This is a genomic window from Paracoccus maritimus (genome assembly GCF_025195095.1).
Classification (GTDB): domain Bacteria; phylum Pseudomonadota; class Alphaproteobacteria; order Rhodobacterales; family Rhodobacteraceae; genus Paracoccus; species Paracoccus maritimus.
In genome coordinates, this window is the sequence record NZ_JANAVZ010000011.1 from 1 (window position 1) to 22,620 (window position 22,620).

A 22,620-nucleotide genomic window follows, 5' to 3' on the forward strand; every position below is an offset into this window, starting at 1 on the left:
GAGCGCGCCGTGCGGATGGTTCTCGACAACGAGGGGCAGCACGGATCTCGCTGGCAGGCGATCACGTCGATCGCAGCAAAGATCGGCTGCTCGGCGAACACGCTGAACGACTGGGTCAAGAAGGCTGAGGTCGTCGGGGCGGATGAATACGGCCGGAAGGAACTGCTGGCCATGACCGACGGCTTCCGCGAGAGCACCCAGAGCTGGCGCGAGGTGCTGCTCGATCTCAAGCGGCGCGGCCTCACGCAGGATCCCAAGCTCGCGATCGGCGACGGTGCCCTCGGCTTCTGGACGGCCCTGCGCGAAGTCTTCCCCACGACGCAGGAGCAGCGGTGCTGGCTGCACAAGACCATGAACGTGCTGAACGCGCTGCCGAAATCGGCGCAGGCCAGGGCCAAAGGACACCTGCACGACATCTGGCAGGCCGGGACAAAGGCCGAAGCCAACGTCGCCTTCAACTTCTTCGTCGAAACCTACGGCGTGAAATGGGACAAGGCGGTGGCCAAGCTGGTCAAGGACCGGGACGCGCTGCTGACCCTCTACGACTATCCGGCCGAGCACTGGAAACATATCCGGACGTCAAATCCGATCGAGAGCACCTTCGCCACCGTCCGGCACCGCACCCGGCGAACCAAGGGCTGCCTGAGCCGAAAGACCGGGCTCGCCATGGCCTTCCGGCTGATGATGTCGGCGCAGAAGAAATGGCGGAGGCTCGACGGCCGGAACCGCCTGCCAGAGGTCATCAGCGGGGTTGAGTTCCGCGACGGCGTCCGCCACATTCAAGCTGCCGCCTGATCAAGCGTCACCAACTTTCGAGCATATCTCCTGGGTCATCCGGAGCAACCCTCGCATGCAGAATGCCGTGGGAGAGACCGCCGACCTAATCACCTTGCAACGCGATCATGGGGTCTAGATATTCCCTTGTAACAATTGCTGGCCGGCCATCCTGTCAGGGCCGCAACGTCTGGATCGTCACAAAGCCAAGCACGGGTCCGATCCATTGGCGCGACACGGCGATCTGGCCGCCCTGGACCATGTAGCTGTTCTGGAAACGCGCGCCATGGCCTTCGCAGGTCTCCACCGTGACGCCAGGGGCGGGTCCCGCGCCGACGGTGCAGGTAAACTGCAAGGGCCGTTCCACGCCATCGCCCGCGAAATAGCGCATGATCCGGGTGCCGGTCCCGGCGGCGCCCGCACGGATCAGGGATTCGGTTCCCGGCTCGGCCACCGACAGGTCATTGCCCAGCCCGCGCGTGCCGACCAGCATCCCGTCGCGCAGGATCAGCGCTTCCTCGGCCGGGGTCATGTAGGTGCGCATGGCGCCGTTCTGGCCGGTCATGGCCATGACGGTCGTGCGGCCCAGGTTCTCGAACCCGGCCTGGATAAGCGGACCGGGATTGACGCGCAGAGCCTCGGCCGCGGCGTCCTCGGGCGATCTAGCCGGTGCGGCAGGCTGTTCGGCGGCGCTGCGCTGCGCGACGACCTGGCCCGCCGTCTGGGCCAGGATGCCGAAGGGTCCGGTGCCTTCGCTGTCGTTTCCGCACCCTGCAAGGCCGGCCAGCAACGCGGCCGCCAGCGTGATCTTCAACGCGCCGTTCATCGCCAGAACCTCCCCCAGCCTTCATAGAGTTTGACGGAATGACTGTCCCGGACGCGGTCATACAGGCGGTCGCGGACATTCAGTTGCGCGCCACCGTCGCGCGACAGCGACCGCAGGTTGGCATCCACACGCTCGCGCGAGGGTTGGCCGGTCGCCCAGCCAAGCGGGATCGACAGGGTGATGCCCTTGTCGAAGCTGCCCTCGCCGAATTCCTCGGCCGAGAGATCGGTCTTGGTGGCATAGGCCCCGATGCGCCAGCCATTGGCAAATTCGCGCGTCAGGGTCAGGGTCGCGCCCTTGTCCCCCGCCAGATACTTGCCGACATCCAGTTGCGCCGTGAAGCCTTGCGTGAATTCGTAATAGGCCGAGACATGGCCCATCGTGACCTCGTAATCGCGGAAATCGAACAACTGGTCGAAGTCGCGCTTCTTCACGCGGTTCACCTCGGCCCCGAAGGCCAGGGGGGAATTCGCGGGCTTCCACAGCACCTCGGTCGAGACGCCGCCATAGGCGCGTTCCAGCAGGCCGGCGGTCACGCGGGTATAGACGGTCGGCGTGGGCTTGGCATACCAGGCCAGCGTCAGTTCCGGGATCACCGGGCTTTTGTTGCCCGTGTACATGCGCGTGTCCGAACGCACCCGCGGCACGCCTTCGGGCGTGGTTTCAAGGGCAGGGTTGGCCTCGTATTCCTCGGGCGTGTAATGTTCGCCTCTGATAGGCTGCCCAGTTTGAGGATCGCGGCGGCCTGGCCCACGCTGATCGATATTGCCGAAGGCCCGCTGGCGCAGGGCGCCGGTCAGGATCAGGCCGGGCGCGATTTCATAGCTTGCACGCGCCTCGGCCCCGACCTCGTGGGTCAACCCGTCCTCGGCGCTGAAGATGCCCAGATCGACATAGGGCTTGATGGACCAGCGGAACCGCGGATAGACGCCCTCGCTGCGGACCAGCCCAGGGGCGCCCGCAGCAGCGTCGGACAGGATGGACGCGTCGGCGATCTGCCCGGCTTCGGTGTTTTCCAGCCGCTCTACGTCCGAACGGCGCAGAGTGACGGAGGACGTGGGCACGCCCTGCGTGGTCGAGGTGATGACGAAGGTTTCCACCGAAGGGGGCAGGGCGCGGGTCATCAGGCGCGCGGTGTGGCCGATGGCCTCGGCCTGGTTGATATAGCGGTTGTTGCGCAGCCGCACCTCGGCCCGGTTGGACGACAGCGCCATGCTTTCCAGGATCTGCCCTTCCTTGGCCATGGCATCGCCAAGCGCGGTCTGGATCGCGGGCTGCGCGGTCGGATCCTGCGCCCAGACCCCTGACCAGCCATCAGGATCGGCAGCGGGCGCAGGGCGCGGGCGCACCGGGGCTGGGGCCTTCTCCAGCCCGGAAGGATAAGGCGCCTGGCGCGGGTTCAGCAGGATCGAGAACTGCGCGCCAAAGGTATTGCCGCCGATGGAATAGACGCCGACCTGATAGCTGTCGCCGAAGCTGTAATAGGCACCTAGGTTCAAACCGTTGTCGGGCTCATCGCCTTGCTGGAAGGCACTCCCGCTTCGGTATTTTGCAACATATTCCTCATTGGAATATTCCGCGACCAGGTTCAGGCGGTCATTGACCTGCCAGCTGACCGACGCGAAGGGCTTGGCGCCGCTGCGGAACCAGTCATCAACATTCGGCTCCCCACCTTGGCCGCTGTTATCGATAATACGCGGCTTGCCCGCCAGGACGCCCCAGCCCAGACCTGCGGACACCCGCACAGAAGGGGTGACGGTCTTGGTGGCGACGATGTATTCCCCTGAATAGACGCCGGTGCCCAGAAAGTCCTGCAAGCCCACCGCGACGGCAGGCCGCCATCCCTGTTCGTCAAGCACCTGATAGCGAAGATCCAGCGATCGGTCCGAAATATAGCCGTCGTTGCGATAGTCGTTGATACCCTCGACCCGCGAATAGCGCAGCACCGTTGTCAGCCCCGGCAGAGCCTGGAAGACGACGCTGCTGCGCCGGCCATAGTCGGACCAGGACACCGTGGCCCCCAGCGTGCCGTCAGGCAGCGTTTCCGCCGTGGGCGTGTCGATGCCGCCCCCCAGGCCATAGGTGGACATGTTCCGCGCATACATCGGTTCCGCGACAGCGGTCGTGCCGGCGGACCCCAGCACCAGGGCCACCGGCAGGGACGTCGCCATCAGGCGTCTCAGGATGGGGGATCTGCGCATGGATCACGTATCCTCGTTCTGCTTCTGGCGGGTCATATAGGAATGGTTCAATACCTAACACCCCGATAATGAAGCGACAGGCCGGTTGACTCGACCAAAGCGCTTCCTCATCCGAATGTCGTGGTGAGTGCTGGCGGACAGCGTCCCAAGACAGGGTATATGAGGGGCGACCTTCGGAAAGGTCAGGGTTTGATCAGGATGCCACGGCGGCGCAACCAGCCCGTCGCCATGACCAAGCGGGAAAACTCCAGCATCCGGCGGTCCAAAACGGTAGGCAGGGCAGTTGCTAGACGCTCGAGCAGCCGAACCTATACATCCCGGAGCACGCCCTCGGGCAATTTCCACAGCATCTGCGACACGACCAGCAAGACTTTTCTGCAGACAGAGGTTGCTAGCAGCGCCACGCTGGGTCATTGGGTCACGCCATACTCGACTCAGCTTCAAAACTTTGAGCCTCCAACATGGCTGTAGACTGGAACACCGTCTTGATTGGTCAACTCACCACGTCCTTTCTCATTTCCGGGCTGTTGTCCTATATTTGCGCAGGGACAAGACATCACCCACTTACCCGCAAAGGCCGAACCAGTGACCTGCGCGCGGTCCAGGCATCGCATATTTTTGATGTGCCGCGCCTTGGAGGACTAGCGATCTTTTCTGGGTTCATGACCGCGATGCTGTCCAAAGGCACCATGAGCCAAGAGGTTATGCTAATGGGGTCGGGTTTGATTGTCTTCGTTGTGGGCATCTGGGAGGATATATCGGGCGATGTCAGTGCGCAACGGCGTTTGATCGCATCGATGGTTGCCGCCGCAGCCGCCATGTACATGTCGGGCGCTATGATCACCCGCCTGGATCTACCGACGATCGATTTTCTGCTAGTTGCGGTTCCTGCGATCGCGGTCTGCCTGACGATCCTGCTTTCAGCCGCCTATACACACGCCTTCAACCTGATCGACGGGATGAACGGACTGTCTGCCACCGTGGGAATTTCCAGCTCTCTGGCGCTAGCTTGGACCGCTCATCAGAATGGGCAATCCTCGATCAGCGCGACAATGATTCTCTTAGCCGCCGCTATCTGTGGCTTTGCCCTTTTAAACTGGCCTAGAAGCCGGATTTTTTTGGGCGACGGTGGGGCCTATTTTATTGGTCATGTCTTGTTTTGGAGCGCCGTTCTGCTTGCCAGGGCCGTACCGGAAGTCAATATCGCGTCGATTATCCTGATCATGTTCTGGCCCGTGGCGGAACTGACAACCACCATTCTGCGGCGCCTGATCAGCGGAACTCCACTGGGGAAACCGGACCGGCTGCATTTCCATCAGATCGTCCGCCGCGGCATCGAGATAGCGACTGAAGGCCGCCAAAAGCGATCATTCGCCAATGCCATGACAACGGTCTGCCTGCTGCCGGCCATTATCGTGCCGACCTGCCTTGGAGCAGTCTTGGCCAGAAATGGGACTTTCGCGGCACTAGCTCTTGTATTCTGTGCATTTCTTTACACATGCAGCTATATCTTTCTACGCAAGCGTGTCGCCCGTCACAAGGCCCGGCGTCGGATTGGCAAATTGCGTCGTTCAAGTCGGAACAGGGGATGATTTAAAGCCTTTCGCCTTTAGTACTACAGATGGAGTGGTTGCCGCCCTCCCCATACGGCATCGCAATGTGCCAAGGTCGTGGTGTTGAAAGCCACACAACGGAGAGGACGGCAGTATGAAAGATATGATGATTGGGGTCGATCTGGCAAAGAATGTTTTCCAGGTTCATGGTGCCCTGCGAACGGGTGAGGTCCAGTTTCGCAAGAAGCTGACGCGACCACAGTTTTTAGGGTTTATGGCCAAGCAGGAGCCGAGCCTGGTCGTTTTTGAAGCTTGCGGCAGCGCGCACTATTGGGCTCGCGAGATGGAATCCTGTGGACACGACGCAGAGCTGATCGCCCCGCAATACGTGCGCCCCTTTGTGAAACGTCAGAAAAATGATGCGGCCGATGCCGAGGCGATCGTAATCGCAGCCCGTCAACCCGAGATGCGTTTTGTTGAACCCAAGACAGTTCAGCAGCAATCCCGCGCAGCGATTTTCCGTGGCCGGGAGCGTCTGGTTCATCAGCGGACCGCAGATGTAAACGCGTTGCGGGCGCTCCTCTATGAACACGGCCATGTATTCCCAGCGGGAATACGCCATCTCAATCGCATAGCAACCGTTGTGGAGGATGCGTCCTCTGACTTGCCGGCGTTGATCCGGGAAGAGTGCCTCGACCTTCTGGCGCAGATTGCAGAGAAAACGACGCGTATCACAGAACGGACCAAGAAACTTTCGACGCTGGCCACGCAGTCGGACCAGGCGCGCCGCCTCCAGACCATGCCTGGTGTCGGGCCTCTGACGCGCAGCCTCGCGCTGGCTCATGCCTTCTGAACAAGCCAGGCGAACCTTCCGATACAAATCCACGGTGAAAATCCTCTCGCCCTCCCTGTCGCCAGAAAGGGTAAAGGTGGACGACTTTTACGCCGCCCGCAGCGGGCTCATCCCGCCGCTACCGTGGTCGACTTTCTCACCGCCGTTCTCATCCTGCGAGCATCGAAGCACCTGGGCCGGGCACTCTGGCGGAACTGGAGCGGGTACCACCGGCGCAGCAGGGTCGAGACGAAAATGAACTGCGTGAAGCTGCTCGGCCAGCGGCTGATGTCCCGGGAATTTGACCGCCAGGTGGCGGAGGTCCAGATCCGGGTGGCGGTCCTCAACCGCTTCACGGCACTCGGCATCCCGATGACCGTGGCCGCAGGATAAGTGTGCCCGGGGAAAGGGGGATTGCGCTCGCCAGCTGATTTATCCAACAGCGCCATTAAACTCCCAGAGGCGTGCATCAGATCTTTGTTGTAACTGGCGTACTTGCATTAAGCTTCTTTTTTAAGGCCATTTTTCGATCTCCGATAGCTGAACTGGGCGTATTACTCCCGGGATTGTCTTTAATTTCCCTTCCCTGATCATCTTCAAAGCTACCGAAGAAATGTTCCGCCATCATTTCGTCACTATCTTTTTTCTTGCTGGTCATTCATATTACTCCAAATTAATTTAGACCTATTCGACCGTCACGGATTTTGCAAGGTTTCTGGGTTGATCGACGTCGGTGCCCCTCGCGACGGCGCTGTGATAGGCCAGATACTGCATCGGGATGGCATACAGGATCGGCTGAAAGATCCCGCCGCCTTCGGGCAGGCACAGCGTCGCGTGGGGGCCGTCACCCGCAGCTGCGATCCCGGCGCGGTCCGACAGCAGCAGGATCTGGCCATGCCGGGCCATCACCTCCTGCATGTTCGAGACGGTCTTTTCGAACAGCGCGTCATGCGGGGCCAGCACGATCACCGGCACGTCGCGGTCGATCAGCGCGATGGGGCCGTGCTTCAGCTCGCCCGAGGCATAGCCCTCGGCGTGGATATAGCTTAGCTCCTTCAGCTTCAGCGCGCCTTCCAGCGCCACCGGGAACAGGGCGCCGCGTCCCAGATACAGCACGTCCTGTGCCTGGGACAGCCATTCGGACAGCACCCGGCAATCATCCGACAGGTCCAGCGCCTGTTGCATAAGGCCGGGGATGCGGCGCAGGTCGGCCAGGTGCCGGGCCAGGTCCGCATCGCCGATCCGGCCCCGGTCATGGGCGGCCTTCAGCGCCAGGATCGCCAGAACCGTCAACTGGCAGGTAAACGCCTTCGACGACGCGACGCTGACCTCGATCCCGGCCAGCGTCGGCAGCGCGATATCGCTGTCGCGGGCGATCGCCGAGGTGCCGACATTCACCAGCCCGACCGTCCGCGCGACATGGTCGCGCGCGTAATGCAGCGCGGCCAGCGTGTCGGCGGTCTCGCCCGACTGGCTGATCGCGACGAACCAGCTTTGCGCCGACAAGGGCGGCTCGCGATAGCGGAACTCGGACGCCACGTCGATGTCGCAGGGCAGTCCGGCCAGCTGCTCGAACCAGTATCGCGCCACATGTCCGGCCAGATGCGCGGTGCCGCAGCCGACCAGCGCGATACGGTCGACGCCCGCGAAATCAAGCCCGTCGGGCAGCACGATCCGGTCGCCCTTGACATAGTGGTTCAACACATCGCCGATCACCACCGGCTGCTCGGCGATCTCCTTAGCCATGAAATGGCGGTAGCCGCCCTTGTCGATCGCGGTCGCGCCCACGTCGATGCGGGTCTCGCGGCGGGCGACCGGGCTGCCGTCGCCGTCGAACACCTGCGCCCCGGCGCGGGTCAGCACGGCGTGGTCGCCGTCCTCAAGATAGGTGATGCGGTCGGTAAAGGGGGCCAGCGCCACCGCGTCCGAGCCGACGAACATCTCGCCCGCGCCATGGCCGATGGCCAGCGGGCTGCCCTTGCGGGCGACGACCATCAGGTCGGTCTCGCCCTGGAACAGGAAGGCCAGCGCGAAGGCGCCGCGCAGCCTGGCCAGCGTCGCGCGTGCGGCCTCGACCGGGGACAGGCCCTGTTCCATGTGCCGGCCGGTCATCAGGGCCACGGTCTCGGTATCGGTCTGCGATTGCGGCTGAATGCCGGCGGCGATCAGCTCGTCCCGCAATTCGCGGAAATTCTCGATGATGCCGTTATGGACGACCGCGACCGGCCCGTGCCGGTGCGGATGCGCGTTCGCTTCGGTCGCGGCACCATGGGTGGCCCATCGCGTGTGGCCGATCCCGGCGTGACCGCGCAGCGGCTCGTGCACCAGTCGGTCGGACAGGTTGATCAGCTTGCCGACCGCGCGGCGGCGGTCCAGCCGGCCGCCCGCGTCCACGGTCGCGACGCCGGCGCTGTCATAGCCGCGATATTCCAGCCGCCGCAGCGCATCGACCAACTGCGGCGAGACCTCGTGCTTTCCCAGAATGCCGATGATGCCGCACATTATCTCTTCTCCAATGACATCCAGAACGAGCTATTTGTCAACGCAAGAAGCTCAGACTGGCCTTCTGACAAGTAATACATTGCTACTCAAGGCATTAGTTACTCAGTCCCGGCATCTAATGAATTGGGACGACGATGAAACGATAATGAACTCTAAGGACGAGTTTTTGCAGATATATCCAGTTCACGTTCCATTCATATCGCGATCCCCGGGATCCATGATCCGCGACGGGTCGTCATCGACATCGGATAAAGGGTTCTGAACCATAGGATCCGCAGATTATCGCAATTCTGCGGATTACAGAAGCACACATTTCCTTTGCCAATTACTCGTGATAAGGTGCACTTATCATGACTGTTGACGTAGCGGCCGATCGCGCCCCGATTTTCTGTTCTCCACAGCAGAAGCGCGTGCTATCGAAAGATGCTGTCTTCCCGGTTTTCGGGCCCATAACCGAGAACACCGCAAGCAACACACCTGCTTCGGGAAGGCAGCGCCCCTACCCCTTGTCGATCGCGAAATCCTCTACCGTCTTCCCGGAGGCGATCGCCTCGGAAAGCCATTTCGGCTGACGGCCACGCCCTGACCAGGTTTGTGACGGGTTCTCGGGATTGGCGTATTTGGGCGCAACCGGGGCCTTGACCTTGCCGGCCTTGGTCGTTGTCACCAGTTCCGACAGCGAAAACCCGTGTTGGCGGGCCGCGGCGTTCGCGGCCTCATAGGCCTCGCGGCGCTGGCGATCTGCATAGTCAGAAATACGCTTCTCGATATCGTGCTGCAGCGCCTTCAATTGCGGCAAGTCAAGTTTTTCCAGGTCGATCACTGACATAATCGTTATTCCATCAACTTATTTCATCACTGCGTCCTATTGCCGTTTTGAGAGTAGAGTTCAATCGCTAAGCCATCGCCTCATGAGCCAAGGAGCGCAATGAGGATGGTCGGAATCCGGATGAGTTCACGACAGCATGATCAACTGCTTCAGGTTCAGACCGCCGCGCGGGCAGAGTATTTTTCTGCGGCCATACCCGCATCCAATTTGAAGGCGCCCTACCCTGCCGCGCGATCCAGAACCTCTTCTGCCCATTGATTCAGGCTCTTACCTGACAGCTCGGCCGCCAGTGCCGCTTTACGGTGCACTTCGGGATCAACACGGAACATCACCTGCCCCGAGAAAGTCTTTTGCGGTTCCTTGCCGATCTTTACACAGGTTTCGATGTAATCTTCTACCGCCTCATGAAAGGCATCGCGCAATCCTTCAACCGTGTCTGCATGAAAGCCGACACCATCACGGATACCGGCGAGGCGTCCGGTGAAGATCCCATCGTCATCATCATACTCGATGCGGGCCGAGTAGCCTTTGTAGGTCATGGAATTGGTCATGGCGTCACTCCGATCCGTTCCAGAAACGCACGGGCGGCGCGTACCTGGTAGCGTTTGGCTTCCTTGGCAGGGTGCGGGCGGTGAAACGTCTCGACCTCCCCATCCTTCTCAAACCGCACACGCGAGCCGCGCCCTTCGATTACCTGTGCGCCAGCGGCGACAAGCAAGCGCTCGATTGCCGACCATTCGACGGTGCCGGACACCGGGTCTGTGAAGACGATTGCCAAGGTCTTGCGGTGTTTGCTGTTCATCAAGCTATATTGCAATTGCTAGCAAAAAATGCAAGCATATCCATGCTTATGATAGAGGGATTTTTCGCAAGCGACTATCGGGAATTGTAAACATCCCACATCTGTTCAATCAGTTGGCCCTGGCTGATGCCGAGTTTCTCGGCCTCAGCCGAGATTGCCTCACCCGCCGTGTACAACATGTCCGGTGCGTTCTTCTCTTCGACCGGTCCAAGTGGCCCAAGGGCTTCTCTCGTTCTTAACTCTGCGTGTGTTTTTGTTCGAGCGAAGCCTTTTGCATCACCGCCCTCCCCTCTGTTTTTAAATCATAAATATGGTTTGGCACCATGCTTTACACAAACCCACTTTTGTGTATTTGTTCATTTGCGGGTTATTCCTGCCTCATCTTCGAGTTCTTTGGTCCGCACCTCGATGTATGCTTGCAGCTCACCGACCATCTTTCGGTCGGTCGCACTACAAGCGGTCTTAAACCGCGTGTGCAGGCTGGCCGGAAGATCGAGGCTCAGGCGCTTTGTTGGTTCGTTCGTCGCCATAGCTTTCGCCACCGGCGTCGATGTCCGTGTCGTGTCATGTCCTGCACCGCCCTGCTCGAACGCGAGGATTTGGTCATCCGTGGGCTGCTTTGGCTTCGGAGCCCCTGAAAACGTCTTCTTTGACATACTGCTCAATCTCTTTCGTAAGGCGCTCAATCTCACGGGCTGCGTTGCTATCACCTGCCCACTCGAAAATTGTTTGCCCCATGGTCATGCCTTCCGCGAAGGCGACTCGCTGCTCGATTTCGCTTTCCAAAATCGGCAAGCCCGCTTCTGCGGCCATGTTGCGGATATCCCGGCCAATCACGGTTTTCCCTATTTTGCGGGAAACCACAAAACCACATTTTAGGGATGGCTTGAATTCTTGTGCTTCCTTCACTTGGCGCACCGTCAGGTCGGAGGCCCAGGTCGAAAGCCCCGAGGGTTCAATCGGGAGCGCCACGAAGTCAGAGGCAACGATACAGGACCGGGCAATCTCTTCGGCGTGGGGTGGCCCGTCGATGATTGTGTGGTCGTAATCCTGCGCCAGTTTGAGCGCGTCCCGTGCCATGTTCGCTCGCGCCATGCTTACGACTTGGAACGGCGCGTCTTCTCGCAAGCTCGCCCAAGTCGTGGCCGAACCCTGCTTGTCTGCATCAATCAGCAACACCCTATGTCCTTGACGTGCCAGACAGCCTGCCACGTTCACCGATAGGGTGGTTTTGCCGACACCGCCTTTTTGGTTCAGGAAAGATATTATCATGAAACAACCTAACCACATTGGCGGGAACACGTAAAGGCACAAACCCACATATGTGCTTTTTAATACCTGTATGCGCCGCGTTTCTTGCAGAACGCCAAGAAGTGCTTATCTGCGTCCTTCACGTCGATAGCCTTGTCGTGGACCCAAGACCGCCATTCGCTTTCGAGCGCATAGACATCCCAGCCAGGCGCAAGACGCCGCGCTTCGTCGTGGGTTTCAAGATTCTTGAAGCGCAAAGCTTGGAAGGGCAGGGCGACCACCGCCTCAGCCGCCTTGGGCCGAAAAACAACGTTATCGCCCTCGATGCTCATAAGGTAATCGGGCATGTGGTCGTGCACCGCATCATCCTCGATAATTTTGCCGAGCAGGCGGCGGAATTCCTTGGTGGTCGAACCCGACCCACACTTGTCTCGCAAGAGCTCAATGCCGCATTTCCATTTTGGCTGAGACCCGCAATGCTTTCGCGCCAGCTCGTAAAGCCTCCGTTCGAGGGGCTTGCGAAGGAAGAAGTATTCTTTGTTCAGCGTCAGAACATGGTTGTTCTCTATGGCGTCGAAAACCCAGTCAGACAGGGTAATCTCGACATCTTGCATCCGCCCGTCGCGGGTTTCCCTTACAATTTCCGCAGACTCGATGAGGCCGAAGACCCTGAAATATTCCTTGCCCCCCTGGCGGATGTTCGTTTCGATCTGCGTCCCTTGCAGCCGCCGAAGTGCGTCCTTGAGCAGCTTGTAGCCTTGACCTGACGCCTGCCTATTTGTCGCCACGAGTAGCTCATGCGCCTTGAACCGCAGCGTCCGGCTTACCGTTCGACCTTCATTGAGTGCTGCCATGCACTGGCTGATGCAGTAAATCAGCACATCGCGGTCATGCACGGTGGCCAGCCCGTTCCGGGACGGCGACACTTCGATGAAGTTCTCGCCATTCTGATACCGCCGAGGCTTCATATCCGGCTTCGTTGAAAGGGTGAAGACCGGGTGTTCCATCGAGGCCATATCGCCCTTCGGTACGGCATCCACGATATCGCACACGAACAGGTCTTTTTGCGGATGGCGGTTCGGCAGTAGCGGGGAGCGTGAATTCGTCATTTCACACACCGCAAAACAAGTTCAAGGTTCGTCATTTCACACACCATAGGGTACTATCGTCATTTCACACACTCCTCGTCAAGACTCGTCATTTCACACACTTAGATTCGTCATTCTACACACCGAGATTCGTCATTTCACACACCGAGCATTCTTATTTTTTTATATTTAACAGTCACTTAATCGGAACAATCCAAAGTGTAACTCTATATAACTCTAGTTTAACTCCCTGAGGCTGAAACCTCGCTGCACACAAAACCACATTACCACAATTGAATACATCCCATCAGCACATCACCGTTTACCACTGATAGAACAGTCCGATAGCGACAGTACCAGCGGACCGCCAACAAGATAACCTCGAGAAAAAACCGGCAGCGCTTCTTGCCCCGTTATCATGCTGAGAAGAGCAGGGTCAGACCGAGCGTCAGCACGATGACCAGACCGGCAGCACTGGCCCAGATGACGGGCACCTTTCGCCGCCACGCGCTGGCGTCCGTGAGCTCCTGGCGCAGCTTGTCGAGACCAGCGTTTTCCGCCTGTTCCAACTGCTTGAGCCTGTCCGTGGTTTCCCGATGCTGTCGGTTGATCCCCTCGATGGCGTTTTCGAGCTTCTGGAACAGCGGATCGAGATTGGCGTCCAGCGCCTCGACCATCTGCCCGGCATAGGTTTTCGCGTCGGTCTGCTTCGCGGCGCGGCGGGCCGCATCGCGTGTGTCGGCCAGTGCCTCCATCATCATCACGATGAGCCGTTCCTGTTCATCGATCTTCTCGCCCTGCGTGTCGATGCGCGCCGACATGCTGGCCACGACCTGGCCCAGGAGATCGAGGGTTTCGCGCAGGGCCGCGTCGGAAAGGGCGCGGGTGCCGGGATATTGATCGGGCATGGGTACAGGGCCTCCTGTCAGGCGGGTTGCGGCGTAAAGAGATCCCTGAACCTGGGATCGGCGTAATAGCGCAGCTTTTCGGCCAGCATGACAGGCTGGCCCTGCACGCGCAGCAGCTGGAGATGGGCCGGCATCTGCATGATCTCGTCGGGCGTCAGCAGGTCGCGGGCGAGCGGGGCGGTTGTGCGCCGGTCTGGCGACTTTCCGCGCTCCTGAGCTTCCTCGGGGGCCTCCAGCGCCTCTGTGGCGCTCCCAGGGCCGTTCAGGGCGTCTGCGGGGCGTTCCGCGGCCCGGGCGATGTCCTGGAGGGCCTGGGACACCATCAGGTGCAGCCAGCGGCTATAGGCATCGAGCCGGTTCGGCGGCAGGACGAGGAAGATCGAGGTCACGCCCCGGCGCAGATCGGCAAAATCCACCTCCGTCCGGGACAGTGCCGCGATGATGCGCGGGCTGTCGAGGAAACGGGTATGGCGCTGCGCGTTCGACATGACAGAGGCAGCCTCGCGCTCGGCCTTGCCGGCGCGTTCCGCCTTCGAGCTGAAGCGGGCCGAGCCGTGGCTGTTGCCGCGCCGGGCGAAGAGGTGATCGAAGCCGTGGAGATAGGCCCAGAAACGTACCGCCAGCGCCCAGAAGGCCAGCTGCACGACGAGGAATCCCAGCCGACCCACCGCGGAGGTCGGATCGGTCACCACCGCTTCCCCGAGGATCAGGGCCCGGACCAGCATGAAGGTGACGATCGCCGCGCCCGAGGCCAGCAGCAGCAGGACCGCCAGCTGGAAGAGCAGCCAGGGCACCGCGATCGCCATCGCGGCCGACCCGGCGAGGAACCGGAACAGCCGGCCAATGACCCGGCTCATCCGGTCGTACCCGCGTCAGCATCCCCGACAGCCGGGGCAGGGGAGGCAGAGCCCTCCGCGTTCTCCTCACCCGATCCTGCCGCATCGCGTTCCGCGCTCCAGCCTTCGAAGGCTTTCCGGTCCTGGTCGCGGGGCAGGTTGCGGATCAGCCGGTCGAGCATCCGGGCGGCGGCATCGTCGCGCCCCGCGAGATCGATCAGCGCCCCGCCGAGGATGACCTTGCGGCGGGTATCGAGCTTGCGCTGTTTTGCGGATTCCCGGTTCTTCAGCGCCTGCAACCTTGCCTTGGCCTGGGCATAACGCTTCTCGGCGCGTTCGAGCTCGGTTTCCGCCATGGGAATGATCTCCGTGATAAAATGAGCCAAGTTGAAACGGTGCTTGCCAGCACAACCGGTAGCGCGTACCCGTAGGCCTCTAAAGGACAAGGGCGCACTTATGCAAACTCTCAACCTGAGGTTTCGAGATTTGCGTGCGATCTCCCCGGGGCAAAGCCCCGGCCGATGGCGAACCCCGTCGATGCGACGCGCATCGAGATGGAACGGCGCGCCGCCCCTTCCAAACCATCCCGGGCCAACATGGGCTGTTGGATTGCCCGCCGGCGCGCAGGGCCTCTTCCGCCTCGACTGGCCCTTTGCGGGCGGTCTGGCGTCAGAGTCGGCGCGCCGGATGCCACGGATCTCGTGGGGCCATGGTGGCCCCGATCCGCGCCAGGCACGCAAGCTGCGCGCCGCCTGTGCCATGCGCCGGCCTGCCGCCAGTTATGGGGCAGGGCAGGCGGTGGCGCGGTACAGGAGAGCCTGGCACTCGACGGTCCTGCTGACCGTCTCGGCCGGGCTATCTTTTCCGCTCCCTGCCCAGCCTTCCGGGGGGCGGCAGGGAACGGAAAAGATCGGCGTCCCCGATCATCCTCTGCCGCGCATTTTGGCGGGCAGATGGACGGCAGGGGAACGCCGACGGTCGTCACCGGAGGAGGGCGCGGCATGGCCAGCTACCATCTCTCGGTAAAGACCGTGAAGCGGTCGGCCGGCCGCTCGGCGACAGCGGCCGCGGCCTATCGCTCCGGCTCTGTCATTGTCTGCCACCGGGAGGGGCGCGTGCATGACTATTCCGCCAAGGGCGGCGTGGCGGAGACCTTCATCGTCGTGCCGGAGGATTCGCCGGTCTGGGCGCAGGACCGGGCCGCGCTGTGGAATGCCGCCGAGGCGCGCGAGACCCGCCGCAATTCCGTCACCGCCCGCGAATGGGAGCTGGCCCTGCCGGTCGAGATATCCGATGCCGACCGCTCGGCGATCGCCCGCGACTTCGCGCAGGCCCTGGTCGATCGCTACGGCGTGGCGGCCGATGTGGCGATCCATGCGCCGCATCGCGAGGGCGACCAGCGCAACCACCATGCCCATGTGCTGACCACCACGCGGGCGCTTGGCGCCGGGGGGCTGGGCGCCAAGACCCGCATTCTCGATGCCGCGCAGACTGGCGGCGCGGAGATCGAGGAAATGCGGGCGCTCTGGGGCCAACTGCAGAACCGGGCGTTGGAGCGCGCCGGCGTGGGAGAGCGGGTCGATCATCGCTCGCTGGAGGCGCAGCGCGCCGTGGCGCTGGAGCAGGGCGATGCGCTGGCGGCCGAGACACTGGACCGGGCGCCAGAAGTGAAGCTGGGGCCGGCGGCCAACGCGATGGAGCGCCGCGAGATGCGCGCGGCCGCGGCCGAGGGCCGGGATTACGTGCCGGTGACGGAACGGGGGGCGAAGGTGCACGCCGCCCGCCAGGCGCGGGCGCTCTTCGCCGAAATGCGGGAGCGGTTGGAGATCGCGCGCGACGCCTACGGGATCGCCCGTGAGCAGGGCGAGGGGCGGGTCAGTGCCGGGCTGGCCGCGCTCAGGGCCGCCGTGGGGAAGGACGGGGTCGGTGAGGAGCTGGGGGAGGGTAGCGATGCCGGCGACTTGCGCGACAGGCTGGCGGAGATCATCGGGAAAGGTGCACGGGATGGGCGCGCGCAATCACAGAAGGGGGTCAATGAGCGGCTGGCCGATCTGCTCGGAAAAGAGCGGGAGGTGCCGGATGTTGGCGAGGAACGCGACAGGGGACGAAACAGGGAACGGGATATCGGACTCGATGATGGGTTTGAGCTATAGCGCCATACGTTCAATATCGCACCAAACCTGTTGACGCAGCTGACGCAGACTGGACCTGTCGCATCTATAAGAGGGGATGCGATGGTAGAGCTGCGAGAGCACATGCAGGAGCGCTATGCGGGCTGGCGGGGGCCCGACGGACAGGCCATGCCACGTCAGGCGGCTCAACGCGCCCTCGATACAGGATCCCCTAGCGCGCTTTGGATGGAGGCGAGAAGCCCGCGCCAACGCCAAGCCGCGCAGAAGCCCGGGGACGTCGCCACTACGATGCCAGACAGGAGTCCGCGGACACGGCCGATAGCACTCAGCACAGTGCTCTGCCAAGCGGCGCTACTGAGCCGGTAGGGCGGGCACGCCGTAGATCCGCCGTTAAAATCGTTGGCGAAGACGTCTAGGTCAATATGAAGGATGACAATCCCCTCGGATTGCGTGCTGAAGACAGCGTCGACGTCCTGAGTGGCGAGGTATCGATGCAGCCCCGCATCTGCGCCTTGGCGCTCTACACCCGCGAAGGTGTGGTCTGGGAGGAAGCTATAGCCCAATGGGACTGGGAGGATCGCAGACTGACCAAGCGGTATATGCCCGTTCCCAGGCGGCACAAGATGATGCACTTCGACGGGTCCTGCCCCGGGGCGAGCCATAAGGCCCAGAAGCACCGCGGTTAGCCAATTCCCGATGTTCACAGCCCCGCTGCCTATCGCGCCGATCCAGTCCTTCGGATCGGCCGCGTCGAATAAGCAGCGGCGCATCGGATCCACGAGAGCCCCCGAGGGTGTCCATGCGAGTAGCGTGGGCCCAAGATCTAGGTGGTCGTCGAGATGCAACAGAGTTACAGGTGTGCCCGGGGGGGTGCCCCGCAGCATCCACGCCAGCGCATGTCCTGACCAACTGTCTTCCAAGCAGATGAGTAAAGGAGAGGACACGTCCCCGCCCGAACTCTGGGCGGGCCCGTCAATGAGACCCAGAGAGGCCGCGACGTTGGCCGCGCGCGGGTCGGCGGCATGATGGGAAACGTCCTGACCGTCGATCCAGAGAGAGCGCCCGTCGCTCGACAAACGATGAGCCGAGTTTGTCACCGCCGGAAGTAGCGCCCGGTGCGTGCCAGGAAACCCGCAAGTGTCCCGCGGAAGTGGCTGGCAGCGCAGCGGCGCGCTCGTAACATGCGAAATAGGAGAGGGCATCGATTTTCCTTTGGCAGGCTCGCGCCGAATTGTTAAGCTTTCCTAAAAAGGATAATCATCGCACGAACCTGCAAGCCAGTCCCCATGCGTCGATCCGCACATAGCGTTGCAAAAGATTTTCCAGGTCAGGTGCGGATCGACCGGGATATTGGCGCGCTTTACTCTGCCGATGCCGCGGCCTCAGGTGCCCGTCCCGATCTCCTCATCCTTGAAAAGGGGCTATGGAGCCCGTCTCTCGCGGCCGCCTTTGCCACGCCCGCGTGGTCGATCGACTTGGTCGAGACGCTTCCCCTGCCGAAGGGTCACCATTGGATGTTCGCTCGATCGGACAGCCAGGATCCCACCGGACACGATCCGCCCTTGGATGAGACCGGCCTTGGCGCGTTGCGGGCCGCCGCGGGGCTGGAGGCGCCCGCGCGGGGCAACGTCCGCTGCACTTGGTGGATCCGACCTTACAACCGGCGCACGTCGTCGAACGGCGACGCGAAATTCTTCGACCGGATCGCCGAGGGAGGCGAGGGTCTGAGGCCCGTCACGCGGGCGCTACTCGACGCGATCCGAGGGCTCCAGACCGCGACAGCCGATGCGGGAGGCTCGCTTCTTGTGGAGCAGATCACTATCGTCCTTGCCAAAGACGCCTCTGCGCCCTTGGCGACGCTCACCCCCCGACTGCATGCCGACGAGTACTATGGTCGACGTGAGACGGCCATCGCGGCGCTGTTGGAGCGTGGCTGGAGTCCGTGGGGTGGTGCCATGTTTCTTCCCACGCTGCGGATGAGCGATCTCGGTTGCGCGGGGCCAGTGGGGCTCGACGAACTCGACGCCGTCGCCGCGGGCGCGCCGGTCCTCGTACCCGGCACCGGTGACGTCCTTCTGTATGACGGGATGATCGGGCCTGATGGTCAGGTGGATCGTCGCCTCGGTACGCCGCACATCTCCGCTGATGTCGCCGGCCGGAGTGCGCGCCTCGTCGTACTGATGCGCCACATGTCCCCACCCGTCCATTCTGGTCAGGCGTAGCCGAGCCGTTCTTGGTAGATGGCGAAGCGCGCCGAGATGTCGCGCTCAACACGCCCCGACATCTCGCTGCGCCAATCTCCGCACCGCCCTCGGTGCAGGTGCCCCTCAGAGATCCACCGCTCCACCGGAACGCTTCCTCCGCCTCGTGCGCGCGCCATCGTTTCAAAATGATGCGCCTTGGCGATTTTCACGATCTTCTCTGAGGGTATCCTAATCTTCCAGAAGGTCATTACCTTCGCCAGGCTCTTCTCGGGGCGGGCTAGGAGATCTTCGAAACGTAGGATTGGGAAGGCCCGCGCTGAGACGAAGTCGAGCCAAGGCTCCAGATTTCCCTGACCGAAACGGGGACTGGTGCGTAAGAGTCCGAGCAGATGCTCGAAGTAGAACGTTTCGACGCTTGCAAAGCGCGGGACATCGTAACCCGCCCGTAGGTCGTTGCGACGTGTCTCGTGGAACCATGAGACGACAATGTCTCTGAGGTCCCTCACGAGAACGACGCAGCGTATACCGTGGGCGGTCAACTCACTTGGTCCATCACAGGCATGGGAGAAGTTGACCCGAGTCTGGGCATTCTCCGGTAGCGCCGCCGACAGCATCGCCGCAACCCACAACGTACCGGACTTGGGCATACTGTTGATGACGAAGCTCCACTCAGCGGGAATTTGACCTACAGGGGTCGGCATTGCGACATGCCGTTCGTAACTTTCCGCAGAATGCAGAACGAACTCCGGCGCAAGATGCGCATATGTCTTGTGTTTAAAATCCAACTAGTTCACACTGGCTGCGCTTGGCATCTCTTCAAACTCATCCACTAGAGCAAAGCAAATCCCAGGATGGCGAATAAGATCAGCTATTTTCCTGAGGTAATCTGAAAATTCTTTTATATTTAATTTATCCGACTCTGGCGTGGCATTTGAATGGCGAAGATTGAAGTATACCTTGCTTTCGTTGAGGAATTTGTTGCTTGAATGCTTCTCGACAAGTATGCTCAACCCGTCGGCGGCCTCGCGCACATGTTCGATCAATTCAGAAATACTTGTTGATATAACATACAAGTCTCTATAATACTTATCAGAAAATATCCCTGAATTTCCAGATGCTTCAATTGTATATGCGATCATGCCGCTATCTGAAACCTCACTGAGGTGCGGCAGGTTGTTTGAGAGCCGCTTCAGTTTTCTTCCTGTAATTTGTGCTGCGCTAGAAGCTTGAGATAACTTTACAGAAATAAGAGATACTTGCGATTGCACATCGTCAGATAGGCCGCTTAATGAAAATCGGGCGGCAACATCAAAAATCGCATTCTTTTCCACGATCTCATCGAGCGCTTTTTCGAAATTTTGTCGTATGTGCGCTCTTCCATCGCGTTCGGGAATATAGTATCTAAGAGCTCGAGTCACGCTCAAGCTGATCGAGAGGCAGTGTGCATAGAACTCGCGTTGACTTGCGGACCAATCTTCCGTTTTCTTAATCTCGTTAAGCTTTTTAAGCCGCTTATCTATGTAAAGATAAGCGATGGCAAGTTGAATTATGGCCACCGGTAGCCCAGCTAGAAAACCGATAAGTAAGCCATTTGTCAAATTCGCCCCCGATTTTTAAATCACGGTCTTTGAAATCCATAACATCCGGTAATTGCTACCACGCTCTCTTCCGGCGCTAGCGCAGGTCTTTCGTGCCAGATCCTGGAGCCGCGACCAAGAACGATCGAGCCGGCCACGGTGGGAATCGTCAATCGCGGGCTGGCGACGCTATCGGGCTCCTCGCCGTAGACGTGGAGGACGAGCCCCGTCTCCCGACCTTTCGGGTCGGGCCCTTCCGCCTCTAGATAGACGAGGACCGTGGCTGCGCAGCGATCACGTGGCGTGTCGAGATGCGCGCCCAAGTGAGAGCCGGCGTCGTAACGCGTCAGGCAACTGATCTCTTCCGACAGGGAATAGCGGCTACCAAAGTGGCGAGCGAGCAGGTCGATGAGAGTTGGGCTCCGTAGAAAACTGAGCGCATGCGGTCCTAAGGACGTCAGATGCGCACGGTATCTCAAGGTGCCCGCGGTATTTTCGGCGAGCATGGCATCGACAAGCTGTGCACGCGCCTCAGCCCGCATCGCCGATAGGGCTGGCGCGGCAACGGCTCCCGGAAGGGCCGCAAAGCCGTAGTGGGCGATGCTCAGGGCCACGGCCTCGTGGTCGACCGGTGCAAGCACCGCCTCGCTCACGCCGATACCCGGTGACGCGCCGAATCCGCGGCATGCGACTCTAGGTCGTCGAGCAGCGCGTCGGTCAACGCCTTAACATGGATGGCACATTCCGGCGTCTCGGATCCGTCGAAATCACCGTGGCGCGCGAGCTTCGTCAGCTCAAACCCGCCGGGGCAAACTCCGAAGTAGGGGCAGGCTGCGGCGCAGGCCGCGCGACTCCGCTCAAAGTCGCGTGCGATGGAGGAGAGCTTTGGCGAGCCAGCGATTTCTTGAAGAGTGGTATCGAGAATATTGCCGAGCGTCACTCCACCTTCGTAGCGCTCAGGGAACGCATCCGGTGCGAGGCCGGCGTAGAAGCTCGTCACGAACCCGTTCGCGTCGATGTTGAGTGACTGTAGCGGCGCGGTGGCCTGAGCTTCGGGCTCGTCGGCGTCGCCGGCAGCAAGAATGCGGCGCAGTCCATGCGTCAGGTTGCCGATCTCGAAGGCATCGTCGTGCCCCGCGTGCGACGTCGCCAAATGGATGAGCCGTCTGTAGAAGCTGCGGTACCGCTCACGATCGGACGTATCGTAATTCAGTGCGGGGTCCGCAGCGGCGCCACCATCTGCCAGCGCGTTGAAATGGAAACCTCGGATCTGGGCGCGGCGCTCCCAGAAAAACTCGAAGAAGGCGTCAGGATCGTCGAGTGTCCGGTCCGTGACGACGGCAATGACTTTCGGCGCGATCCCGTGTGCCGCCAGAAGGTCGAACGCACGGACGACCGCGGCATGGCTCGCTCGCCCGCTCCAGTTCCTACGAAAAGCATCGTGCATCCCGGCGGGGCCGTCGCAGCTCATCCCAAGGTCGAGATGGGCGGCGTGTCGCACAAAGAATGCGCACCATGCCTCGTCGATTAGTACACCGTTCGTCTGGATATCGAAGCGCACGTCAATGTCATCGCGCCCGCAAGCCGTGCGGATCGCCAAGATGAGGCCGATCGCGTCGTCGTAGTAAGCGATCGGGAGCGTCAGTGGCTCGCCAGAGTGCCAGATCACCGTCAACGTGTCGCCGAGGAATGGGCTCTCGAAGATCTCGCGAAAGCTTCGCTCAATCAGCTCCGGCGCCATGAGGATCCGCGTCCGGCGGCTCTCGCGGCTCAGGTCGCAATAGGTGCAGTTGAGGTTGCAGAAGGGGGTGCCTTGAAGCACTACCAAGTCAATCCGATACTCGGAGGACACGGGCGTCTCCGGTCTTGAGAATGAAAATCGCGGTACGGCCAAACCTGCGCCTTGGTCAAGAAGGACGGAGAGGCGCCGAAATCTGACCACGCCTCCCTCTTGTAAACTGGCGCCTAGCGGCGCATCGCCGGACCCCAGCTGTTGGAGAGCGTGCCGTCATTCTTCTCGGCACATTCCACGATCACGTGATCCGCGAGGGCACCATCCCGACGTGCGGTCGCAGCATCGGCGATGCGATTGGAAACGGTGGCGTTGGATTGCTGCATGTGTCTGAACCTCGCTTTTATGGACTAACGACAGTCACGATGACACAATTGCGAAAAACAACAAGCCATGTTTTCAAGTGATCCTGTGAAATGCTTTTTGCTCCTTGGACAGGAGCTGGCGGTTTCTAAATTACTTTCTGGGCCTAATGGCCGGGGTGCGTGATCGCCGTGGCAATGTCATAGACTA

The 22,620-nt window shown here is 61.0% G+C and carries 23 protein-coding genes and 1 pseudogene; 6 read left to right on the forward strand and 18 right to left on the reverse strand.

Features of this window, described 5'->3' with window-relative positions; translation table 11 throughout:
• Positions 1–15: 15 nt before the first annotated feature.
• Complete coding sequence (locus MU516_RS16095) at positions 16–795, forward strand: IS256 family transposase (protein ID WP_425606875.1); 780 nt, start codon at positions 16–18, stop codon at positions 793–795.
• A 154-nt stretch (positions 796–949) separates the two neighbouring features.
• Here the strand turns inward: MU516_RS16095 and MU516_RS16100 are convergent, their stop codons facing one another.
• Together MU516_RS16100 and MU516_RS16105 are read right to left on the reverse strand one after the other, a co-directional pair.
• The gene (locus MU516_RS16100) at positions 950–1,600 is read right to left on the reverse strand and encodes a YjbF family lipoprotein (protein ID WP_260278297.1); all 651 of its coding nucleotides are present in this window, start codon (positions 1,598–1,600) and stop codon (positions 950–952) included.
• Positions 1,597–3,801: a YjbH domain-containing protein gene (locus MU516_RS16105; RefSeq protein WP_260278298.1), complete on the reverse strand. Its 2,205-nt coding sequence runs from the start codon at positions 3,799–3,801 to the stop codon at positions 1,597–1,599. The genes MU516_RS16100 and MU516_RS16105 overlap by 4 nt, the downstream gene beginning before the upstream one ends.
• Before the next feature lie 461 nt (positions 3,802–4,262).
• Here MU516_RS16105 and MU516_RS16110 point away from each other — a divergent pair, with 461 nt between their 5' ends.
• The 3 genes and pseudogenes from MU516_RS16110 to MU516_RS16120 form a co-directional block, all read left to right on the forward strand.
• Positions 4,263–5,393 carry an MraY family glycosyltransferase gene (locus tag MU516_RS16110; RefSeq protein WP_260278299.1) on the forward strand — a complete coding sequence of 377 codons (1,131 nt, stop codon included), beginning with the start codon at positions 4,263–4,265 and terminating at the stop codon, positions 5,391–5,393.
• A gap of 115 nt (positions 5,394–5,508) precedes the next feature.
• Positions 5,509–6,207 (forward strand): IS110 family RNA-guided transposase, encoded by a 699-nt coding sequence (locus MU516_RS16115; RefSeq protein ID WP_260278300.1) that lies wholly within the window; start codon positions 5,509–5,511, stop codon positions 6,205–6,207.
• Between the two features lie 153 nt (positions 6,208–6,360).
• A pseudogene (locus MU516_RS16120) lies at positions 6,361–6,579 on the forward strand (IS5/IS1182 family transposase); the annotation flags it as partial.
• Positions 6,580–6,655: 76 nt separating this feature from the next.
• On the opposite strand, the gene MU516_RS16125 reads toward MU516_RS16120, so the two are convergent.
• From MU516_RS16125 to MU516_RS16175, 11 genes are all read right to left on the reverse strand, one after another.
• Complete coding sequence (locus tag MU516_RS16125; RefSeq protein ID WP_260278301.1) at positions 6,656–6,844, reverse strand: hypothetical protein; 189 nt, start codon at positions 6,842–6,844, stop codon at positions 6,656–6,658.
• A 26-nt stretch (positions 6,845–6,870) separates the two neighbouring features.
• Positions 6,871–8,688, reverse strand: a complete 1,818-nt coding sequence (gene glmS / locus MU516_RS16130; protein WP_260278302.1) for a glutamine--fructose-6-phosphate transaminase (isomerizing) — start codon at positions 8,686–8,688, stop codon at positions 6,871–6,873.
• Positions 8,689–9,187: 499 nt separating this feature from the next.
• A complete protein-coding gene (locus tag MU516_RS16135; RefSeq protein ID WP_260278303.1) occupies positions 9,188–9,517 on the reverse strand; it encodes an H-NS histone family protein in 330 nt (109 codons plus the stop codon).
• Between the two features lie 218 nt (positions 9,518–9,735).
• Positions 9,736–10,068, reverse strand: coding sequence for a type II toxin-antitoxin system HicB family antitoxin (locus MU516_RS16140; RefSeq protein ID WP_260278304.1), 333 nt, complete (start codon positions 10,066–10,068; stop codon positions 9,736–9,738).
• Positions 10,065–10,319: a type II toxin-antitoxin system HicA family toxin gene (locus MU516_RS16145; protein ID WP_260278305.1), complete on the reverse strand. Its 255-nt coding sequence runs from the start codon at positions 10,317–10,319 to the stop codon at positions 10,065–10,067. Before MU516_RS16145 ends, MU516_RS16140 begins: the two co-directional genes overlap by 4 nt.
• A gap of 356 nt (positions 10,320–10,675) precedes the next feature.
• Complete coding sequence (locus MU516_RS16150) at positions 10,676–10,975, reverse strand: hypothetical protein (RefSeq protein WP_260278306.1); 300 nt, start codon at positions 10,973–10,975, stop codon at positions 10,676–10,678.
• Positions 10,923–11,591: a ParA family partition ATPase gene (gene parA, locus MU516_RS16155; protein WP_311319117.1), complete on the reverse strand. Its 669-nt coding sequence runs from the start codon at positions 11,589–11,591 to the stop codon at positions 10,923–10,925. The genes MU516_RS16150 and parA overlap by 53 nt, the downstream gene beginning before the upstream one ends.
• A gap of 59 nt (positions 11,592–11,650) precedes the next feature.
• Positions 11,651–12,679 carry a replication initiator protein A gene (locus MU516_RS16160; RefSeq protein WP_260278307.1) on the reverse strand — a complete coding sequence of 343 codons (1,029 nt, stop codon included), beginning with the start codon at positions 12,677–12,679 and terminating at the stop codon, positions 11,651–11,653.
• 395 nt (positions 12,680–13,074) lie between these two features.
• Positions 13,075–13,566: a hypothetical protein gene (locus MU516_RS16165; RefSeq protein WP_260278308.1), complete on the reverse strand. Its 492-nt coding sequence runs from the start codon at positions 13,564–13,566 to the stop codon at positions 13,075–13,077.
• 17 nt (positions 13,567–13,583) lie between these two features.
• Complete coding sequence (locus tag MU516_RS16170) at positions 13,584–14,423, reverse strand: type IV secretory system conjugative DNA transfer family protein (RefSeq protein WP_260278309.1); 840 nt, start codon at positions 14,421–14,423, stop codon at positions 13,584–13,586.
• Positions 14,420–14,758, reverse strand: coding sequence for a mobilization protein (locus MU516_RS16175; RefSeq protein ID WP_260278310.1), 339 nt, complete (start codon positions 14,756–14,758; stop codon positions 14,420–14,422). The genes MU516_RS16170 and MU516_RS16175 overlap by 4 nt, the downstream gene beginning before the upstream one ends.
• A 645-nt stretch (positions 14,759–15,403) precedes the next feature.
• Here MU516_RS16175 and mobQ point away from each other — a divergent pair.
• A complete protein-coding gene (gene mobQ / locus MU516_RS16180) occupies positions 15,404–16,555 on the forward strand; it encodes a MobQ family relaxase (RefSeq protein WP_260278311.1) in 1,152 nt (383 codons plus the stop codon).
• Between the two features lie 1,310 nt (positions 16,556–17,865).
• On the forward strand, positions 17,866–18,756 hold the full coding sequence (locus tag MU516_RS16185; RefSeq protein WP_260278312.1) for a hypothetical protein: 891 nt from the start codon (positions 17,866–17,868) through the stop codon (positions 18,754–18,756).
• Here MU516_RS16185 and MU516_RS16190 read toward each other — a convergent pair.
• From MU516_RS16190 to MU516_RS16210, 5 genes are all read right to left on the reverse strand, one after another.
• The gene (locus MU516_RS16190) at positions 18,747–19,523 is read right to left on the reverse strand and encodes a sulfotransferase domain-containing protein (RefSeq protein ID WP_260278313.1); all 777 of its coding nucleotides are present in this window, start codon (positions 19,521–19,523) and stop codon (positions 18,747–18,749) included. The two genes, MU516_RS16185 and MU516_RS16190, sit on opposite strands and share 10 nt — an antisense overlap.
• On the reverse strand, positions 19,524–20,294 hold the full coding sequence (locus MU516_RS16195; RefSeq protein WP_260278314.1) for a hypothetical protein: 771 nt from the start codon (positions 20,292–20,294) through the stop codon (positions 19,524–19,526).
• Between the two features lie 62 nt (positions 20,295–20,356).
• On the reverse strand, positions 20,357–20,968 hold the full coding sequence (locus MU516_RS16200) for a 2OG-Fe(II) oxygenase family protein (RefSeq protein WP_260278315.1): 612 nt from the start codon (positions 20,966–20,968) through the stop codon (positions 20,357–20,359).
• Complete coding sequence (locus MU516_RS16205) at positions 20,965–22,167, reverse strand: radical SAM protein (RefSeq protein WP_260278316.1); 1,203 nt, start codon at positions 22,165–22,167, stop codon at positions 20,965–20,967. The genes MU516_RS16200 and MU516_RS16205 overlap by 4 nt, the downstream gene beginning before the upstream one ends.
• A 113-nt stretch (positions 22,168–22,280) precedes the next feature.
• Entirely contained in the window at positions 22,281–22,433 is a 153-nt protein-coding gene (locus tag MU516_RS16210; RefSeq protein ID WP_260278317.1) for a hypothetical protein, read from the reverse strand.
• Between the last annotated feature and the right edge of the window lie 187 nt (positions 22,434–22,620).

Excerpts from the sequence above, each read along its gene's own strand:
- MU516_RS16175 (WP_260278310.1), bottom strand. The coding sequence starts at position 14,758 with ATGGCGGAAACCGAGCTCGAACGCGCCGAGAAGCGTTATGCCCAGGCC.
- mobQ (WP_260278311.1), top strand. The coding sequence starts at position 15,404 with ATGGCCAGCTACCATCTCTCGGTAAAGACCGTGAAGCGGTCGGCCGGC.
- MU516_RS16135 (WP_260278303.1), bottom strand. The coding sequence starts at position 9,517 with ATGTCAGTGATCGACCTGGAAAAACTTGACTTGCCGCAATTGAAGGCG.
- MU516_RS16210 (WP_260278317.1), bottom strand. The coding sequence starts at position 22,433 with ATGCAGCAATCCAACGCCACCGTTTCCAATCGCATCGCCGATGCTGCG.
- MU516_RS16125 (WP_260278301.1), bottom strand. The coding sequence starts at position 6,844 with ATGACCAGCAAGAAAAAAGATAGTGACGAAATGATGGCGGAACATTTC.
- MU516_RS16140 (WP_260278304.1), bottom strand. The coding sequence starts at position 10,068 with ATGACCAATTCCATGACCTACAAAGGCTACTCGGCCCGCATCGAGTAT.
- MU516_RS16115 (WP_260278300.1), top strand. The coding sequence starts at position 5,509 with ATGAAAGATATGATGATTGGGGTCGATCTGGCAAAGAATGTTTTCCAG.
- MU516_RS16105 (WP_260278298.1), bottom strand. The coding sequence starts at position 3,801 with ATGCGCAGATCCCCCATCCTGAGACGCCTGATGGCGACGTCCCTGCCG.
- MU516_RS16160 (WP_260278307.1), bottom strand. The coding sequence starts at position 12,679 with ATGACGAATTCACGCTCCCCGCTACTGCCGAACCGCCATCCGCAAAAA.
- MU516_RS16150 (WP_260278306.1), bottom strand. The coding sequence starts at position 10,975 with ATGTCAAAGAAGACGTTTTCAGGGGCTCCGAAGCCAAAGCAGCCCACG.
- MU516_RS16165 (WP_260278308.1), bottom strand. The coding sequence starts at position 13,566 with ATGCCCGATCAATATCCCGGCACCCGCGCCCTTTCCGACGCGGCCCTG.
- glmS (WP_260278302.1), bottom strand. The coding sequence starts at position 8,688 with ATGTGCGGCATCATCGGCATTCTGGGAAAGCACGAGGTCTCGCCGCAG.
- MU516_RS16100 (WP_260278297.1), bottom strand. The coding sequence starts at position 1,600 with ATGAACGGCGCGTTGAAGATCACGCTGGCGGCCGCGTTGCTGGCCGGC.
- MU516_RS16110 (WP_260278299.1), top strand. The coding sequence starts at position 4,263 with ATGGCTGTAGACTGGAACACCGTCTTGATTGGTCAACTCACCACGTCC.
- MU516_RS16145 (WP_260278305.1), bottom strand. The coding sequence starts at position 10,319 with ATGAACAGCAAACACCGCAAGACCTTGGCAATCGTCTTCACAGACCCG.
- MU516_RS16170 (WP_260278309.1), bottom strand. The coding sequence starts at position 14,423 with ATGAGCCGGGTCATTGGCCGGCTGTTCCGGTTCCTCGCCGGGTCGGCC.
- parA (WP_311319117.1), bottom strand. The coding sequence starts at position 11,591 with ATGATAATATCTTTCCTGAACCAAAAAGGCGGTGTCGGCAAAACCACC.
- MU516_RS16095 (WP_425606875.1), top strand. The coding sequence starts at position 16 with ATGGTTCTCGACAACGAGGGGCAGCACGGATCTCGCTGGCAGGCGATC.